Source organism: Pseudomonadota bacterium, from assembly GCA_027624715.1.
In the GTDB taxonomy this organism is placed as follows: Bacteria; Pseudomonadota; Gammaproteobacteria; order Burkholderiales; family Eutrophovitaceae; genus Eutrophovita.
Map to the genome: position 1 here is coordinate 25,754 of JAQBTV010000004.1, position 17,559 is coordinate 43,312.

Below are 17,559 nucleotides of genomic sequence, written 5' to 3' on the forward strand. Positions count from 1 at the left end.
GAACCTATAAGTCATAAAAATTTATATTTCTAAAAAGTAAATTGATAACAATTTATGGGTTAAATTTATGTTTCTATATTGTACCCAGCGCCGCTATAAGCAGTCTCCCACGGTAGGACAAAAAGCGATGCCTATTAGCTTGAAGATTAAACTGGAAAGATTTTGATCATTCTTTTTAATAAACCCTTTGGAGTTCTCTCCCAATTCACAGATAACCATGACCGAAAAACATTGTCGGATTTCATCTGCATGAAACAAGTGTACCCAGCTGGGCGCTTAGATTTAGACAGCGAAGGACTGCTCATTCTCACTGACGACAGACGACTACAACAACGCCTGTCCAACCCCAAATTTAAAAAAAAGAAAATCTATTGGGCGCAAATTGAAGGCGAACCATCGGACGCAGCAATCATTCGACTGGAACATGGGGTCTTGATTGAGAAACGGATGACACGCCCGGCGACGGCAAAACGAATCGCTGAACCTCGGTTATGGGATAGGGAGCCGCCCATTCGCTACCGACAGTCCATATCAACCTCATGGATAGAACTAGGCTTAACTGAGGGCCGCAATAGACAGGTACGCAAGATGACCGCAGCCGTTGGTCACCCCACCCTCAGACTTATCCGCCATTCAATTGGAGAATTCTCCATCAACGGACTGTCTCCTGGAGAATGGCGACTCATTGAGAATCATTCGAGATATTCACTGTGATACATTAGACTATCGCCAATCTCTCAATCACACATCTTTAATAATGAACGCTCCTCAGAGTATTTTTCAATATAAGAAGTATTGGGCCAAACGTTTTGGCACAGCTCAATTCCTCCCCATGTCAAAAGAAGAAATGGAAAATTTGGGATGGGATCAGTGCGACATAATTTTAGTCACAGGCGATGCCTACGTTGATCACCCTAGCTTTGGTATGGCCATTGTTGGTCGACTTTTAGAGCACCAAGGTTTCAGAGTGGGAATCATCGCGCAGCCAGAATGGCACGACGTCAGTGCATTTAAGGTGCTCGGTGAACCAAAATTATTTTTTGGTGTGACCGCTGGTAACATGGATTCCATGGTCAACCGGTACACCTCTGATAAAAAAATAAGAACAGATGATGCTTATACACCCAATGCAGCACCAGGGAAAAGGCCAGACCGCAGTGTCATTGTGTATAGCCAAAAAGTTCGACAAGCATACAAAAACGTTCCCATTATTCTCGGCGGTATTGAAGCCAGCCTTAGACGTATTGCTCATTATGATTACTGGTCAGAGAAAGTTCGACGCTCTGTACTTATGGATGCAAAGGCAGATCTCTTACTCTTTGGGAATGCCGAGCGCGCACTAGTTGATGTGGCACACCGGATTGCTTCTGGTACAACCATTAAAGACATTACTGATATTAGAGGCACCGCATTTACGGTCGACTCAATTGGGTCTGATTGGATTGAGCAAGACTCAACCACGCTTGATAAACCTGGACAGCTATCTCTGCCCGTTAATCCGTATCAAATGCTTACTCCAGAGAGGACAAAACAAGTCGATGCTACAGCGAGTATCGCCCAATCAAAAAATTATTCTCGAGAAAAAATTGTAGTGCGACTACCGTCATATGAATCAGTATGTGACGATCCAATTATGTATGCACATACATCACGCGTATTACACCTAGAGTCCAATCCTGGTAACGCACGAATTCTTGTGCAACGGTTCGGTGATCGCGACCTCTGGATTAATCCACCACCAATTCCTCTTGAGATGGATGAGATGGATCAGCTATATGAATTACCCTATGCACGGGAGCCTCACCCAAGCTATGGAAAACAAAAGATACCCGCATTTGACATGATTAGATTCTCTGTCACGATCCAACGAGGATGTTTTGGTGGGTGTACGTTTTGCTCTATCACAGAGCATGAGGGACGAATCATCCAAAATAGATCTGAAGGTTCTATTGTTCGAGAAGTGGAACACATCCGTGACAATGCCTCTGATTTCACGGGTGTCATTTCCGATCTCGGTGGCCCAACAGCTAACATGTATCGATTGGCTTGCAAAAGCAAAACCATAGAGTCGTCATGCAGGAAACTATCATGTGTCTATCCGCGTATTTGTCCAAATTTAGACACCAATCATTCTTCCCTCATTAACTTATACCGAAAAGTTCGATCACTTTCAGGCATCAAAAAGGTATTGATTGGATCTGGAGTTCGTTACGATCTTGCAATTGAATCTCCTGACTATGTCAAGGAGCTGGCCCAACACCATGTGGGCGGCTATCTCAAAATAGCTCCTGAAGCTATTGGAGAAGGTCCACTATCCAAAATGATGAAACCCGGAGTCGGGACTTATTATCGGTTCAAAGAACTTTTTGATCGGTATTCAAAGCAAGTAGGGAAAGAACAATACTTAATCCCTTATTTCATTGCCGCACACCCAGGGACAACAGACAAAGACATGCTGGAACTCGCAGTCTGGCTGAAAGCGAACGGTTTTCGAGCAGATCAAGTGCAATCATTTTTACCCTCGCCTATGGCGCTGGCAACGGCAATGTACCACTCGGAAAAAAACCCTCTTCGAAAAGTTACAAGTGACAGCGAAGATGTCATTGTTCCAAAGGGCCTGAGACAACGGAGACTTCATAAAGCCTTTCTGAGATACCACGATCCTGAGAACTGGCCGTTATTACGTGATGCTTTAAAAAAGATGGGTAGAACGGATTTGATTGGGCCTGGAAAAAAACATCTCATTCCACAATATCAACCCAAGGGGACTGGATTTAATCCTGAGGGATCAAGACGACCTAAAAAATATCTGGCGTTTCGTACAACTCATACTGGACTGCCTAGAAATCCAAAGTCCAATTAATCCTTACTCACCGCAGAATTTTGGATCACGCTTCTCTCGAAAGCTACTGACCCCCTCTTTAAAATCCTTTGTGTTGACTAACTCTCTTTGGGCAGAACCGAGCCCAGCGTGCGCGTAGGACTGCCCATGCATAAGTCCAGCTTGGGCATTCTGGATGATCGCTTTAATCGCGAGAGGTGCGCAATTACATAAACTTTGCGCCAGAGATAATGCACGTAAACGTTCCTCACCTGAATTCACCACCTCCTGAACAAATCCGAGCGACTTAGCGGTATCAACATCAAACTCCTCTCCAGTGAGTAAATAACGCATCGCATTACCCCAACCTGACCTAGAAACCATACGGGTTGTTGCACCACCAGTTGGCATAATTCCTCGCTTTACTTCAATCTGTGCAAATCGAGAATTTGATGCAGCAACGACGATATCGGCCGCCAACATCAGCTCAATACCTAGTGTGAAACAAATACCTTTAACCGCATAAATAATCGGTTTTGTGCGGTATGGTGGTCGTAACCCAAAAAGATCGATTTCCTCTTTTTTAGTCAGGATATAATCATCCGACAGATGCGGGACCATTTTTTGAAGATCAAGGCCCGCAGTAAAATGCTCTCCGTTCGCGGTCACGACTGCACATCGGGATGTAGGGTCCCACTCATACGCTTGATAGGCTTCAATTAATTCCCGAAACATTTTAGGCGTAAACCCGTTCAATTTAAGTGGGCGATCAATAATCATTTCAAACACGCTACCTTCACGTCGCGTGTGGATATATCCTTCCTCAGAACCCATTGGACCTCCATGTTGTGTCCATCATTACAATTTTTTAAATACACCCTGATAAACAGCAATCAATCCCTGATCTATATTTTCAACTACGTTTTGTCTCATCACTGAAGACTGCCCTCCCAGCATAAGGTGTACGCCCATAATTGGACGTTTCAAGACATCACTAGTATTCTTTGCAAGCGCTCGGTACTCCTCCATGTATTGGCTCGTCGCATTCTTCCATATCTGTTCGATAAACCCGCAGTTCAAAATCGAATTTCTAATTGCCTCTGGCGCCCAAAGGAAACTCATGTTCGTTTCTCGCGCCCAAGGGACTGGGAACTGGATGGCGCTGCCTTGAGCACCAGCGAGCACCTCCTGAAAGACATAAGTACCACCAGGCTTGAGCACTCGAAATGCCTCGGACAACATTCGATCTTTATCGTCGATGTTCATGCAAGATTGTTGTGTCCAAACCACATCGTAACTATTCGGTTCACCTGGCAAATTAAGGGCATCACCTTGGAAAAATTTTGCTTTCTCCGTAAGACCTGTCATTCGAGTTAATTCATTCGCAACCACACAAAATTCGTGCGTTAAATCGACGCCTTCAACAATAGCTCCAAATTCCTCTGCTAGCGTCCGAGCCGGACCACCCAACCCAGAACCAATATCAAGGACTTTGTCTCCAGTTCGTAATTGAGCCATTGTTGCTAACTCGATTGTTGCTCCTCGACCACCAATGTGAAACTCAGAAACAGAGGAAAAATCACTAGAGCGAGCTTCATTCAACACAATTCCAGCATCAAGCGCTGCGGCAAGAATTCTATCCAGAAGCCCTTCATTACCATAATGCTCATTCACCAACGTATGTAACGTTTGATTAACCATAAAATTCCTTAATTTTACGCATCCTGCCTAATGTCAGTAGGCCGATACTCCGCCGTCAACGGTATAAACTCCGCCAGTACAAGCGCTTGACTCATCCGATGCCAAAAATGTAATCATGTTCACGACTTCTTCCGGCGTTCCGTAACGGCCCAATGGGATACCCTTCAAAACATCTTTCTTTGCTAGCTCAGCAGATCCGGGAGACCGATTTTCTTCAATAGAGCGCATCATTCTCGTTTCAGTTGGTCCAGGCAAAACACAATTGACTCGAATATTACTCGACGCATTTTCTATCGCTGCGGTCCTCATTAGCCCTATTTCAGCATGCTTACTGGCTACATAGGCAGAGTTTCCAAGTCCACGTGCCTTAAGTCCAGCAACAGAAGAAGTGATAATAATACTTCCTCCCTTCGAAGTCATGAGTGGAATCGTATGCTTGAGCCCGAGAAAAACGCCGCGCACATTAATCGCGATAACGTCATCAAAAACGTTTGTAGGGTAATCAGGTATGAGCGCTGCAGCCCCCTCAATACCTGCATTAATTAAAGCAATATCAGGCTCGCCAAATCGACTACGACACGCCTCAACCATATTTTTATTCGTGCTCTCAAGAGCAACATCGCCAACCATCACATCACTTTTCTCAGCCGTGAGCTCCGTCAGTAAATCCTGCAGAGCCTTCTCATTTCTTCCAATCAAAAAAACTTTTGCGCCCTCAGCAACGAAACGCCGAGCAGCTGCAGCTCCAATACCATTACTGGCACCAGTAATAATCGCAACCTTATGACTTAATCGAGACATCTATCCCCCTGGTTATCTAACCTCAAAATAAACGTTTTATCTGAATAATTCTAAATGCTTTACAAACCCCGAAAAAAAACCCCACCACCATGGCGGGGTTTCCGATTACAAAATATTTACTGCCAAACAGAATCAAGACTTCCCACAGACTTAGGATAGGTCACAATGCCCCATGGCATAGCGAAGCCAGTCAATCTTTTTAACACTGACATATTAGAGGCATCAAGTACCACTACCTCATCTGATTTTCCGCACGCTACAAGAATTTTTGAATCATCCGGAGTAAACGTAAAATGCCAACATCGTTTTCCAATTTCTCCGCGGCCTACCTCTTCCCAACTCTTGGTATCAAAAACTTGTATCGCCTGTCCCTTTGCTAGCGCGACATAAAGCTTGCTTCCGTCACGACTAAAAGATAAACCATACGGAACCTCTCCCGTTTTAATAGTTTTAATGATTTCAAAATCACTATTCATCACAACCAATTTATTACCGTACTCAACACTAGCGACATACACACCGCCATCAGGAGAGACCTTGATACCTCTGGGTCTATAGCCATAATCTCGCGTGCTGATTGTTTTAATCAGCTCTCCTGTCTGTAAATCATGCACCGTAATATTCTCATCCGCCTCATTTGTAATAATCAAATTAGATTGATCGGGAGACAGTTCAATACCTTCAGTCTCCATCCCTCCTGTAATTACTTTTTCAACGATGCCGGAGGCGATATTCACTACGGCTATTTTTGCAGGCTCCGCATCCTCTTTTTCTCGATCCGCCTCCAGTTTCTGAGCCTCTTCCGATCCAGGCGTTGGCGGAGGACCTCCTAGCGAGGCAGGCTCAAACGAAATATAAGCTCGATTACCGATGACCCGAACAAACTCAGGATTTTCTCCGATCTCGATATGTTTATTGATCTTACGGCTTTCACGATCAATTAAAGTAATGTCACCACCGTCTAAATTAGCAACAACTATTGTTTTTCCATCTGACGTAATACCGATTCCACGCGGCCCTTTGCCGTCAACATTAATTTCAGAAACAATCTCTAAACTCACTAAATCGATAACCGTAATATTACCTTTTTGATTTGTAACATACGCCATCGGAGCAGCTGAGCCAGTTGCCGATGACTCCGACGATTCATTGGAACATCCAACGATCAAAAAACTAAAACCTACCAATAACAACATTGAAACTTTAAATCGAATTACCACTGCAATTACTCCTTAAGTTATTCAGAATTAGGATCAACAAAAAATTTATGACTCTCCATTTTTTAACGCCTGGACCATTTTACATGCATTTTATTCTCTACTTGCTCACGCTGTACAAATCGCATCTCTTAAAACTTCGAAAAACAAGCATACGTCATTAAAGGCAGGGCGAAAATTGTAGTGCAAATATATTATTGATTTCATACTTTATCCTCTTAATGTAGCTTTTTTTGCGATGAAAATTCCGCTCTAATGCCCTAATTCTGTGGTCTTAGATACACTATACAAGCCACTCACTGGAAGATTAACCAGATGAAAGGATCAATAAAATATTAACAATAGTATTACTCCCCCATTATGTTTTAATACGGGAGCAAATCCTCCGGACAGTATATTCAATCTAGGGCTCGACTGCGTATTTGTCAAAGATATGGGCGGCGTGAAAAAAGATAAGCTATCATTTCTATGATCTCAAAGCTAAAAAGTTTCGAATGAAAATAGAGGAGCAAGACAATGGCGGGGCACTGGATTGATATCGAAGCAAACGACGGTGCATCATTTAGTGGGTACCTCTCCATTCCAAGAATCGGCAAAGGACCAGGCATTATCCTATGCCAAGAAATATTTGGGGTTAATCCGTACATCCAATCTGTAGCGGACTATTATGCTGAGGAAGGTTACGTGGTATTCGCACCGGACCTTTTCTGGCGCATTGAACCGGGCGTTCAGCTTGGCTATACCGAGAAAGACTTCGAAAGAGCCTTTGAACTCTTTGCGCAATTTGATACGGATCAAGGCATGCATGACATCAGTGCGTCTGTTAAAGCGCTACGAGCCAAACCCGAAGTTGTGGGTCAACTTGGGGCACTCGGATTTTGTTTAGGTGGCAGGCTTGCTTACTTGGCGGCCGCTCGATCAGGTGTTGATTGCGCAGTTGCCTATTATGGCGTGACCATTGATGAATATCTGCATGAAGCAAAAAATATCAACGTCCCAATGGCCTTACACTTTGCCGAGAACGATCAATATGCTCCTATGGCTTCGGTGACTAACATTCAATCTGCTTTTAAAGATCATATTGAGACCGAGATCTTTGTCTATCCAGGCGTTGATCACGGGTTTTCAAGAACCGAGTCTAAACACTTTCATAAACCAACAGCGCAGCTAGCTCATCAACGATCCATTGCCTTATTTCGTAAAACAATGGGGCCGCACTAAAATTTCTCTCACTCACGGAACAAACATTGTGAATATGAATTTGCGACAAGGGATGTGGCGCCACTATGGCGACCATGGTCAGTGAGCCTTGCGTCAACTATATCCCCGCAATGACAGATGGCGTTGCTTAGGGATCTCTAGCGACAAGCCTGCCAGAGCCAATCATCTTCTTGACTGCCAAGAGGCGGCTTATGAAAATCCTCTGCTCCGGGGGGTATCATGATCATTTTTAATGATTTGCCCTCAAAATTTCGAAGATCGATGACGTAAGGGGCTAGCTCTTTAACGTCACATCGTGCTCGGTAGGTTATTCTTCTCGAAAAAAGGGCTTGGGGGGCTACCGATTCGGTATCAACCAACCTAATCATCACCTCAAAATGTCGCTCACCGAACTTATCCCTAACGCTCTGCGGATAAAATTTGGCAATTTCCCCTTCTCGCACGACAGCAATTGTATCCACTGCATATTCAAGAGCATAAGGAGCCGAACACAGAAACATCCCAAAGATCCAGACTAAACATCGCATCATTACAATTTTCTCTCTGTTGAGCATACGTAACTACTTATCTTCGACCAAAGCCGCTATAAAAGTTTCACTAGAACAAAATAAAATTTACTCACCAAACTTAGGCTCTCGACCGGTGCCCTGATAAAACAACTTAAACGACTCTTCCACAATCCGTGTATGCGTTGCAATTTCCGAATCACCTAAAGATACTTTAGGACAAGGCTCGTGTTCAAAATGGTTGTATTCGTCATGTCCTCGAACAAGCGTTGCATAATCTTTAACGCCGTTCACTTGACTCAAGTCTGTCGGGATAAAACGAATGGCTAAGCCAATACGCCGATCTGAACTAGTGTTGGCCTCAGAGCCATGAATAATACGCACATGATGCAGGGAAACTTCCCCTGGTTCTAATTCAATCCAAGCCACATTTTCATCTGCGATCTGCTGATCAATCTTTTGTCCACGGGTCAATAAATTTCCCGGCTCAAAGGTGTCGGTATGTGCCAACTGCTCCAGCTTGTGACTCCCTGAAACCATTTTCATCGCACCGTTTGCGCGTCGACTCGGACTTAAAGCAATCCAAACAGTTAGAACATCAGGACGCGACAAGCCCCAATAAGTCGAATCTTGATGCCAAGAAACAAATGTGCCGTCATTTGGCTCTTTGATGAAAAAATTTGTACCCCATACGAGTAAGTTTGGTCCAAGTATGCTTTCAACAATATCTGAAATTTTGGGGTCCCTAATGACTTCAGCTACCCAAGGAAAGATAAGATGCGGCTTATTTCGGTAAGGGGTTTTCATTACGGGCCCGTGCATTGATTCATAATCTTCGAGCTGCGCACGCAATAATCCCGCTTTCTCCTCTGAAAAAACTTTAATCGGGGATAAAAATCCGTCCTTCCGATAACAATTTAACTGTGCCTGATTCATAAACTTACCGTCCGAATGAATACTCAAAGTGACTACCTCAATTAAAGAAACGATCAACTAAAATAGTCTGGTTCTCATAAATCGAACCCTGTCTTTTAGCGAGTGGAAACGGCATGCGAATAGGCACATTTTCAGCGCGAGGCTCGACGGTTGGGCTCCCTACGATCATCCGACTGTTAAATTCTGCCAAATCTGAAAACCTGAGATAAGGCCACGCATCTGCAGCAGCACACTCATACAACATAAGTCGACGCGTATTTTGTGATCGATTCTGGGCAGACCCATGCACCAGACGGACATGATGAAAAGAACAATCCCCGGCCTGACCCAAACATGGAATTGCATTTTTAAAATCGATATCTGTATTCACACTGGGTGATATCGCCCCACAAAATTGTCCATCCTGATGATGATCCCACACTTTTTCAATGCGGTGGCTCCCAGGAACCAAAAGCAAAGGCCCATTCTCCAGCGTCATGTCATCTAACATCAGACCCACGGCAAGCACGTGATCATTTGAATGTGGGTAAAAAGCCCAATCTTGATGCCACTCAACAGCTGAGCCATCACCTGCTGATTTGAGGTTCAGCTTTGAACCGTGCAGTCTCACGTCTTTACCAAGAAGACGAGTCAAACAAGCAATCATTTTAGGAGATTGGATTAACTCCCAGAAAATCGGATGCCACTTATGTGGTGTTTTAATCCTTCTGACATTAGGTACTTTTGCAGTATGAGACGGCTCTAAATCGAACTTATCATTATGGTCAAGCAGGCCTTGCGCTTCGTTGAGCATCTCAACCACCACGCCACGTAGACGTTTAAGCAAGTCGTCATCGATCAAGGAGCGGGCGATGACATATCCGTCTGAATGATATTGGCTGATTTGTTCGTCGCTTAACATCTGAGATCCTTATTAAAAAAAATTAGTGGGATGTCTCAGTTTAAAACACCAAGGTAATACCAACTCTACAGAATAATAACTATTCCGACTCAAAGTCAAGGATACAAGGAATCAGGTTTAATAAGCGCCGCAGCTATTCAACCACGAGGCTTACCGAGCCCAGTGAGTCGATCGCGACCCCAGCCACATCTCCCGCCTCCAGCCATTTGGTCTCAACGACGCTACCGAGCATGACAAATTGACCTTTTTTCAATGTCAAACCACGACTCATCATGCATTTCACGAACCAACGAAGCGCATTTAATGGAGCTCCCATAATCAGCGCACCGCGTCCTTCCCCCAAAACAACTCCGTTAACTCTGGTAACACCCGATAAATTATTAAGATCTAATTTATCCCAACGCGTAACTGCGTCCCCGAGTACGCAACCACTGTTGAAAAAATTATCAGCGATCAACGTCGGCACCCCTAAAGCCTTGTAATTTTCGTACCGATCATCAACAATTTCCATCCCTACCATCATGGATCCAATGACATCCATAGGTGAAAAATTTGCCTCAGAATAATCAGCGGGAGAAAGGGTTTCAGAAATCGAAACCACAATTTCACACTCCACCCCAATTCTTCTGAAGCCATTTCTAGGGACCCTCCCGTGACCGGTCAGAACTGTGCGAGAAAAAATTTCTCCAGCGCAAGGGGTTGGAATCCCGAGGAATTGCTGCATCACGGGAGTTGTACACCCGATCTTATGCCCGACGATCGGCCCCAGTTGCCGCTGAAGTAGACGATTGACGTGCCCTTGCAACAGATAACCCTCTGCCTCATTGGCTGGCTGCAACCGTTGCGGCAGTGCCTGTATCGGCATCAGGCTTTTACGTTGTGACGTCACAATAACAGCCGCCTGAGCCAAACTTAGAGAATTTTTCAATGGCATTACGTCGATTTTTAGTCAAAAGTTCAATAATTTACGAGAGGGTACACCAAATCATGCATACCTAACCCCAATCATATTGCAAGTAATCAACGGCGCGTATAGGATGTATTTTTCGGTGGCACCAGATATCTGAGCTTCGAACCCTATCTGGTGCCGATCGAAAAATACATCCTATACGCGCCGTTTGAGTTTTCGTAACTATATTGAACGCAACGACGAGGAAGATGGAAGACTATATTTAGAACATCCAACCTATACCAATATTTGTTCGATCATTATTACTATTGATATCGTAGGCCTGATGGTCGAATTTAAAAACAACGTCCGGATGAATGCGCCAACTGAGGCCGTACGTAATCGCCACATCTGAATTCAACGGGTCAATAGTGAACCCCGATGCCACTTTCTCTTGGGTGTTATAGTCCTCGTACCTCACAAATGGGGCAACGGCATAATCACCATCTCGATAAGCCTCATACGCGGCTTCAACGTACCAACCGCTAAACTCCTCCGGAGCCGCATCATCAGATCCTGCGCTTATCCCTGTCGCCGCATTAATCTCCGAGGTATCTCCGAGTGTTCCTGCGGCGTAGAGTACACTCACCTGAAAACGATCTGCCGAATAACGGGCATGGGCATCCCATATTGTAAGCGGGGCGTCAACATTTGCCAGCTGAGCCTTAACCGTCTTGCCTTGCCCATTTTGCGCCGTATTTCCTGCCCAAACAGTTGCTCCAGCCTTCAATCCCGGAATTCCTGTGTAGTTAAAACCAGCAAAATACCCCATATCATTTGCAGTAACTTGCTTACCGCTTACTCTCATATCTTTAAAACCAGTAGAGCTACTGGTAGTTTTAAACTTACTCGCGTCTGGCGTTGTAGAAATGCCGGCGAAATAACCTAGCCCACCGACTGTTTTACCGTTCAGTCCGAATACAATCTCTCTCCATGTTGAAGGAATAATACGGGTTTCGATTTCATTTCTTTCAACACCATAAAATACTGGTGGCTCATGGTACTCATTGAGTAAACCTATCGGAATGATTTGCATACCAGCTCTAAAGTTAATGCCCTCTCCCAAAGCATGCTCAATATAAGCCTGTTCGATCGCGACTTCACCGCCGGACTCTCCCCCCTTCACTTGCGCGTGTTCAAACTCGATCTCAGAATATAGGCGAGTTTTATCATCAAACTTATGCCCAAGAAACAGGATAAAACGCTGCATATCAAACTCGTCCGCCGTACTGCCGTCATAGTTGAGGTAATTAATCTCACCGTATCCACCCACGTAGGTGTCTGACACCCCAGAGGTTTTTTGTTCTATATGCTGGACAGCTTGTTTTTGAACCTCTAGTTTCTCTAATGTTGCCTCTTGGGCCTCACTCTGAGCTTTGAGCAGTTTTTTAAGCTCTAGCAATTCCTGCTCAAGTGTGTCGATCCGCTCGTTAACATCCTCATCGCTCCAGCTAGGCATTGCCATTAGCATTATCGATAACGCGAAAAATGTTGTCAGAAAATAACGAAACGTAAATGATTTTGACATTTGTGCTGCCTCCAATAGTTAAGGTCTGAGTGTTTTACAAACCATTGGAAGAAGTATAAACGCAAATGAGAATGATTCGCAATTACTTTTTTGATAGGAGCTAAAGAAAAGACTTAAATATATGATTAATTGATATAAAATGAAAAGAAATACGGTGAAATATTCCCAAAATAATCTTCAATGACGCTGGCGAGCGATGCAATTATCCAAGCTCAAGCCATAGAAAACAGGCAAATCATTTTACCTACCAAAGATTCTCGAGTGCGAGATGCCCCGGTTGCGATCGACGACTGACCGTATAGCCGTTATCGGTAAACCATGCCCGAGTGTCATCCACCATCTCCGGATTTCCACAAATCATGATCCGACTTCGATGCGGATCAAGTAATAAGCCTATTTTTTTCTCGAGCTCGCCACTTTCCAAAAGAACGGGAATACGCTTGCTTAAAGCACCCTCGAGTTTCTCTCGTGTCACAATGGGGAGAAATCTAAATTTGTGGGAAAACCCCCCAAAATACTCATGATCTTTGAGACCCTCGATCATCTCCATATATGCCAGCTCTTTAGTTTCTCTAACGCTATACACCAGAATTATGTTTTCGTACTTATCCCATGTTTCGAGCTCATACAAAATGCTGATAAATGGTGCTAACCCCGTGCCTGTCGCAAGCATCCACAGATCTTTACCCTCCTCGAAACGTGCAGTCGTCAGGAGACCATAATTCATTTTCTCAACAAGCACTTCATCACCAACCTTCAATTGTGACAAGCGACTGGTAAAGTCACCATCAGGAACCACAATTGAAAAATATTCTAAATATTCGTCATAGCTTGCCGACACAATTGAGTAAGCGCGCCAAACGATAGACCCATCATCTTTCTTAAGGCCAAGCCGCGAGAATTGTCCAGGAATAAATCGATATCCAGTATATCGAGTCAACTTGAAGCTGAATAAATTTGGCGCCCAAGTTGTAATTTCGATGATTTTTTCCGCAGTATATTTGTCTTCTTTTGGCATTGAATGGGTCAATTTATCGTGATCCGCTGAAACGTGGCAACCGCGTTCGTATTCACGTTCTTCAAGTTTAACTCATCCGGATAGGGTATAGGGAATAAAACTGACAAATTACATCGAATTGTGAGTTTGATCGAAACTCGACGAATTGCACCTCTTGATTACTTATCAGACAAGTCTCTCAAAACATCGATACCCGCCTTAAGGGCCGACTGCAGCAACGTTGAGTCAACCCCAACAGCAAATAATCGAAAATCTTTTAACCAATATTCCCTACTCCACTCGTCATTTGCTGACATACACGCGAGCACCTTGCCATACCGCCTTGCAGCATCACGAAGACGCTCAACTGCATCCAAATACTTTGGATTAGAAAACTCTCCTGGGATGCCTAAAAAGTTCGTCAAATCAAAATGACCCAACCATAGAACATCAATGCCAGGCACCGCCGCAATCTCATTGATGTTTTCAATACCATCCTTTGTTTCAATTAACGCCATGACCAAAGTGCGCTGATTAGCTATTTCAATTTTTTCGCTGACATTTCCACCCAAATAATCATCAGATGCAAATCCAAATGCAGCCCCTCTCCTGCCTTTTGGAGGGTACTGAGTACAGGAGACAATAAACTCCGCTTCTTGTGCACTACCCACCATGGGTGCCATGATGCCGAGCGCACCCAAATCTAGAGCGCGAGAAATATAGTGATATTGATTTGATGGAATACGGCACATCGGAACTAAATCAAGCCCACGACACAGTGCAATCTGTGTTTTTAAAGTTTCGTAACTGACACCTGAATGCTCCATATCAATCAGCAAAAAATCGGCACCTGAGGACTTAACGATTTGAGGTAAACCAGGGACTAAGAACTCCCACCCGAAGGTTCCGAATACAGGCTCTCCGGCAAGAACTTTTTTCTTTATAATGTTATCTCGCATATTTTTACATCACTCGAAAATTATGTCTTCAAAAATTAAAGCTATCCATTTACGACCATTGATCGACCCACGATGGATGCGTTAAAACCTCAGGATTAACCAAATCGCCTGGCTTACGTCCATAAGAAAGATCAACGGCAGCTTGAAACGATTGCTCCCCAAGGAGACGCATACACTCATCGGTGTGACAAATAGCATGGGGCGCAACAATCACATTATCAAACTGAAGTAGTGGATTATTCAGATCAACAGGCTCGTGCTCAAACACATCAATTGCCGCACCCGATATCAAATCGTTCTCTAACGCAGCGATGAGTGCGCTCTCGTCAACTACCGGGCCACGAGAGGTATTGATAAAATAAGCTGAAGCCTTCATCAGCCTAAATTGTTCGTGACTGATTAAACCCTTGGTCTTTTCGTTTAATAAACAATTGACGGAAACAAAATCAGATTCTTTAAGTAATGTTGTCAAATCAGCCTTGGTAGCACCCAGTGCCTCAATGTCTGATTGAGACACATTAGGATCGCACCCGAGCAAATTCAAATTAAATGGCTTTGCTAAACGCAGAACTTCTGCGCCGATATTACCTACGCCAATCACCCCCAAAGTTCGGCCTATTAAACCCATTCCAAGAAAATTTCCTTTATCGAGCCATCGCCCTTCTCTAACCAATCTGTCTTTAAGAAACATACGATGAGCCAATGCAAGCACATACGCCATCACCGATGCAGCTACAGGCCTTCTAACCCCATCGGGGGTAATCGTAAGTAACACGCCAAAATTATTACAAGCGGACACATCAACAGAGTCATAACCCACCCCAAATCTAGCGATGAGCTTCAATTTTCGGTCTTTCCGACTCAGGGTTTGGCGTGTCACCGGCGCACTCATCAAACAAATCGCATCAAATTCCGCCGCATGGTCTGGCGTGACAGCCGCAGACTGATCCTCAAGAATTGCCCACTCTACATTAGCATCCTCAAGAATCTGGGTTGCTTCTTCACCAAAAATCGTTCTGCCATCTTTCGTAATAGCTTCTCTGCTGACGCCAATTCGAAATTTATTTATCATACACCGCCCTCACACACTAACAGCCTCAAACATAAAACAACTCTATCTCTAATATAAAAGGAATGGAGTAAACGAAAGTCACATGGAGATGCTGAACCCGCCATCTACCGTCAACACATGACCATTCACGTAGGCGGACTCGTCAGAGGCTAAAAATACAGCCGCAGACCCTATTTCATCAACCTCACCCCAACGCCTTACGGGCACGCGCGAGCATACCCAATGGTTAAAATCTTTATCCTCTATAAGGGCTTCGTTCATTTCTGTCGCAAAATATCCAGGTGCTATCACGTTGGCAGTAATGCCTTTATCACCCAACTCAACCGCCAACTGTCTCGCAAGCGAATGCACACCTCCTTTTGACGCAATATATGCGGATATAGTCGGTCGACCTAGTTGCGCCGTAATGGAACCGGTAAAAATAATTCGTCCAGAGCGAGCCTGAACCATAGACTTCGACACTTCTTTGGCTAATGCCCATACACCGATCAAATTAGTATCCATAACGCGCCGGAAATCGTCTTCATCAAACTCACTGATCGGTGCACGATGCTGTATGCCTGCATTCGCAACAAGAATATCTATGCGCCCCTGCTCGCTAACAATTTGGGCAACAGCTCGCTTAATCTTTGCAGATTGGGTAACATCAAAAGCCATCGCCGTTGCCAATAATCTGTTCTCAGTTAACTCCAAAACACGTTTACCTAAACTGACAGGATCTCGACCATTCAAAAATACATGAGCTCCCTGACTTGCTAGCGCCTTTGCCATACCCCAACCAAGTCCACGCGAGGCTCCAGAAACCAGCGCGATTTTTCCGTCCAAACGAAACATATGCACTCCTTAGATTAGCCAATCAAACGTCAATGTTACCCTTACATACACCTCTAAGTTAGCCCATACTCAGATCTAGATAAAGCAGACAAAAAAAAGCCGCTAAACGCGGCATTTTTTTCAACATAAACGATCAAGGCATCAAAATCGTTGAACCCGTAGTTTTCCGAGCTTCAAGATCTCTGTGCGCGTTAGCAGCATCGGCTAATGCATATCGCTGATTAATATCTATTTTTACTTTACCGGACTTGACCATACTAAAAAGTTCTTTCGCCCCGGCTTCCAGATCTGAACGCATCGCCGTATAAATCATGATGGAGGGTCTAGTAAGGTAAAAAGAACCTTTCGCGAGTATATTCACATCAATGTCCCTCACCGGGCCTGAACCATTACCAAATACAGTCAACAGTCCTCTCGGCTGGAGACAATCCAACGAGCCGTGAAATGTATCCTTGCCCACTGAGTCGAACACCACCGGCACTCCTCGACCTTTAGTAATTTCCCGAACACGCTCAGCAAAATTTTCATTAGTGTAATTAATCGTGTAGTGACATCCATGCGCTTTAGCAATTTTCGCTTTTGCATCTGAACCAACCGTACCAATCACCTTGACACCTAGGGCATTGAGCCACTGACAAGCAATCAAACCAACCCCACCAGCGGCCGCATGGAATAAAACTGTCTCACCTTTTTGTACACGGTAGACACGACGTATGAGCATTTGTACTGTCAGACCCTTGAGCATCATTGCTGCCGCATCCTCATCAGAGACTCCAGCAGGCACTTTAACCAACTTAGTAGCGGGCATCACTCTTTCCTGCGCATAAGCTCCAGGAGGGCCTCCAGCATATACCACTCGGTCACCGGGCTTGATGTGCGTTACCCCAGCTCCAATCGCCTCAACCACGCCTGCGCCCTCTAAACCAACACCACTAGGTAATGGAAGCGGATAAAGGCCAGATCGATGATAAGTATCGATAAAGTTTAAGCCGATCGCCGTGTGTCGAACACGAGCCTCTCCTAGTTTAGGCTTGCCAACAATCATATTCTCTAGTGACAAAACCTGAGGACCACCCGTCTTGTGAAACTTAACTACTTTTGTCATTCATATCTCCA

General features: G+C 44.5%; 17 protein-coding genes. 3 read left to right on the plus strand and 14 right to left on the minus strand.

Features of this window, described 5'->3' with window-relative positions:
- Positions 1–162 precede the first annotated feature (162 nt).
- Positions 163–714 carry a pseudouridine synthase gene (locus tag O3A65_03975; protein MDA1331627.1) on the plus strand — a complete coding sequence of 184 codons (552 nt, stop codon included), beginning with the start codon at positions 163–165 and terminating at the stop codon, positions 712–714.
- Positions 715–757: 43 nt separating this feature from the next.
- Complete coding sequence (locus O3A65_03980; GenBank protein MDA1331628.1) at positions 758–2,863, plus strand: YgiQ family radical SAM protein; 2,106 nt, start codon at positions 758–760, stop codon at positions 2,861–2,863.
- A gap of 3 nt (positions 2,864–2,866) precedes the next feature.
- Here the strand turns inward: O3A65_03980 and O3A65_03985 are convergent, their stop codons facing one another.
- The 4 genes from O3A65_03985 to O3A65_04000 all read right to left on the minus strand — a co-directional run bounded on the left by O3A65_03985 (position 2,867) and on the right by O3A65_04000 (position 6,543).
- Positions 2,867–3,655 carry a crotonase/enoyl-CoA hydratase family protein gene (locus O3A65_03985; GenBank protein ID MDA1331629.1) on the minus strand — a complete coding sequence of 263 codons (789 nt, stop codon included), beginning with the start codon at positions 3,653–3,655 and terminating at the stop codon, positions 2,867–2,869.
- Between the two features lie 24 nt (positions 3,656–3,679).
- A complete protein-coding gene (locus O3A65_03990; protein MDA1331630.1) occupies positions 3,680–4,522 on the minus strand; it encodes a class I SAM-dependent methyltransferase in 843 nt (280 codons plus the stop codon).
- A 33-nt stretch (positions 4,523–4,555) separates the two neighbouring features.
- Positions 4,556–5,323, minus strand: a complete 768-nt coding sequence (locus tag O3A65_03995) for an SDR family NAD(P)-dependent oxidoreductase (GenBank protein ID MDA1331631.1) — start codon at positions 5,321–5,323, stop codon at positions 4,556–4,558.
- A gap of 116 nt (positions 5,324–5,439) precedes the next feature.
- Complete coding sequence (locus tag O3A65_04000; protein ID MDA1331632.1) at positions 5,440–6,543, minus strand: hypothetical protein; 1,104 nt, start codon at positions 6,541–6,543, stop codon at positions 5,440–5,442.
- Positions 6,544–7,056: 513 nt separating this feature from the next.
- On the opposite strand from O3A65_04000, the gene O3A65_04005 reads away from it, so the two are divergent.
- A complete protein-coding gene (locus O3A65_04005) occupies positions 7,057–7,761 on the plus strand; it encodes a dienelactone hydrolase family protein (GenBank protein MDA1331633.1) in 705 nt (234 codons plus the stop codon).
- Between the two features lie 137 nt (positions 7,762–7,898).
- Here O3A65_04005 and O3A65_04010 read toward each other — a convergent pair whose 3' ends face one another.
- From O3A65_04010 to O3A65_04055, 10 genes are all read right to left on the minus strand, one after another.
- On the minus strand, positions 7,899–8,315 hold the full coding sequence (locus O3A65_04010; protein ID MDA1331634.1) for a hypothetical protein: 417 nt from the start codon (positions 8,313–8,315) through the stop codon (positions 7,899–7,901).
- A gap of 60 nt (positions 8,316–8,375) precedes the next feature.
- Entirely contained in the window at positions 8,376–9,203 is an 828-nt protein-coding gene (locus tag O3A65_04015; GenBank protein MDA1331635.1) for a phytanoyl-CoA dioxygenase family protein, read from the minus strand.
- 37 nt (positions 9,204–9,240) lie between these two features.
- Positions 9,241–10,104, minus strand: a complete 864-nt coding sequence (locus O3A65_04020; protein ID MDA1331636.1) for a phytanoyl-CoA dioxygenase family protein — start codon at positions 10,102–10,104, stop codon at positions 9,241–9,243.
- Positions 10,105–10,237: 133 nt separating this feature from the next.
- A complete protein-coding gene (locus O3A65_04025) occupies positions 10,238–11,038 on the minus strand; it encodes a fumarylacetoacetate hydrolase family protein (GenBank protein ID MDA1331637.1) in 801 nt (266 codons plus the stop codon).
- A gap of 238 nt (positions 11,039–11,276) precedes the next feature.
- Positions 11,277–12,581, minus strand: coding sequence for a hypothetical protein (locus O3A65_04030; GenBank protein MDA1331638.1), 1,305 nt, complete (start codon positions 12,579–12,581; stop codon positions 11,277–11,279).
- Between the two features lie 244 nt (positions 12,582–12,825).
- A complete protein-coding gene (locus tag O3A65_04035) occupies positions 12,826–13,599 on the minus strand; it encodes a ferredoxin--NADP reductase (GenBank protein MDA1331639.1) in 774 nt (257 codons plus the stop codon).
- A gap of 158 nt (positions 13,600–13,757) precedes the next feature.
- Positions 13,758–14,537, minus strand: coding sequence for an aldolase/citrate lyase family protein (locus tag O3A65_04040; protein ID MDA1331640.1), 780 nt, complete (start codon positions 14,535–14,537; stop codon positions 13,758–13,760).
- 49 nt (positions 14,538–14,586) lie between these two features.
- Positions 14,587–15,609, minus strand: coding sequence for an NAD(P)-dependent oxidoreductase (locus O3A65_04045; protein ID MDA1331641.1), 1,023 nt, complete (start codon positions 15,607–15,609; stop codon positions 14,587–14,589).
- 78 nt (positions 15,610–15,687) lie between these two features.
- Positions 15,688–16,443, minus strand: a complete 756-nt coding sequence (locus O3A65_04050; protein MDA1331642.1) for an SDR family oxidoreductase — start codon at positions 16,441–16,443, stop codon at positions 15,688–15,690.
- Positions 16,444–16,576: 133 nt separating this feature from the next.
- Complete coding sequence (locus tag O3A65_04055) at positions 16,577–17,548, minus strand: quinone oxidoreductase (protein MDA1331643.1); 972 nt, start codon at positions 17,546–17,548, stop codon at positions 16,577–16,579.
- Positions 17,549–17,559: the final 11 nt, after the last annotated feature.

Bases quoted from the DNA above. Each gene is read 5' to 3' on its own strand.
- O3A65_03980 (MDA1331628.1), top strand. From the start codon at position 758: ATGAACGCTCCTCAGAGTATTTTTCAATATAAGAAGTATTGGGCCAAA.
- O3A65_03985 (MDA1331629.1), bottom strand. From the start codon at position 3,655: ATGGGTTCTGAGGAAGGATATATCCACACGCGACGTGAAGGTAGCGTG.
- O3A65_03990 (MDA1331630.1), bottom strand. From the start codon at position 4,522: ATGGTTAATCAAACGTTACATACGTTGGTGAATGAGCATTATGGTAAT.
- O3A65_03995 (MDA1331631.1), bottom strand. From the start codon at position 5,323: ATGTCTCGATTAAGTCATAAGGTTGCGATTATTACTGGTGCCAGTAAT.
- O3A65_04005 (MDA1331633.1), top strand. From the start codon at position 7,057: ATGGCGGGGCACTGGATTGATATCGAAGCAAACGACGGTGCATCATTT.
- O3A65_04010 (MDA1331634.1), bottom strand. From the start codon at position 8,315: ATGCTCAACAGAGAGAAAATTGTAATGATGCGATGTTTAGTCTGGATC.
- O3A65_04015 (MDA1331635.1), bottom strand. From the start codon at position 9,203: ATGAATCAGGCACAGTTAAATTGTTATCGGAAGGACGGATTTTTATCC.
- O3A65_04020 (MDA1331636.1), bottom strand. From the start codon at position 10,104: ATGTTAAGCGACGAACAAATCAGCCAATATCATTCAGACGGATATGTC.
- O3A65_04025 (MDA1331637.1), bottom strand. From the start codon at position 11,038: ATGCCATTGAAAAATTCTCTAAGTTTGGCTCAGGCGGCTGTTATTGTG.
- O3A65_04030 (MDA1331638.1), bottom strand. From the start codon at position 12,581: ATGTCAAAATCATTTACGTTTCGTTATTTTCTGACAACATTTTTCGCG.
- O3A65_04035 (MDA1331639.1), bottom strand. From the start codon at position 13,599: ATGCCAAAAGAAGACAAATATACTGCGGAAAAAATCATCGAAATTACA.
- O3A65_04040 (MDA1331640.1), bottom strand. From the start codon at position 14,537: ATGCGAGATAACATTATAAAGAAAAAAGTTCTTGCCGGAGAGCCTGTA.
- O3A65_04045 (MDA1331641.1), bottom strand. From the start codon at position 15,609: ATGATAAATAAATTTCGAATTGGCGTCAGCAGAGAAGCTATTACGAAA.
- O3A65_04050 (MDA1331642.1), bottom strand. From the start codon at position 16,443: ATGTTTCGTTTGGACGGAAAAATCGCGCTGGTTTCTGGAGCCTCGCGT.
- O3A65_04055 (MDA1331643.1), bottom strand. From the start codon at position 17,548: ATGACAAAAGTAGTTAAGTTTCACAAGACGGGTGGTCCTCAGGTTTTG.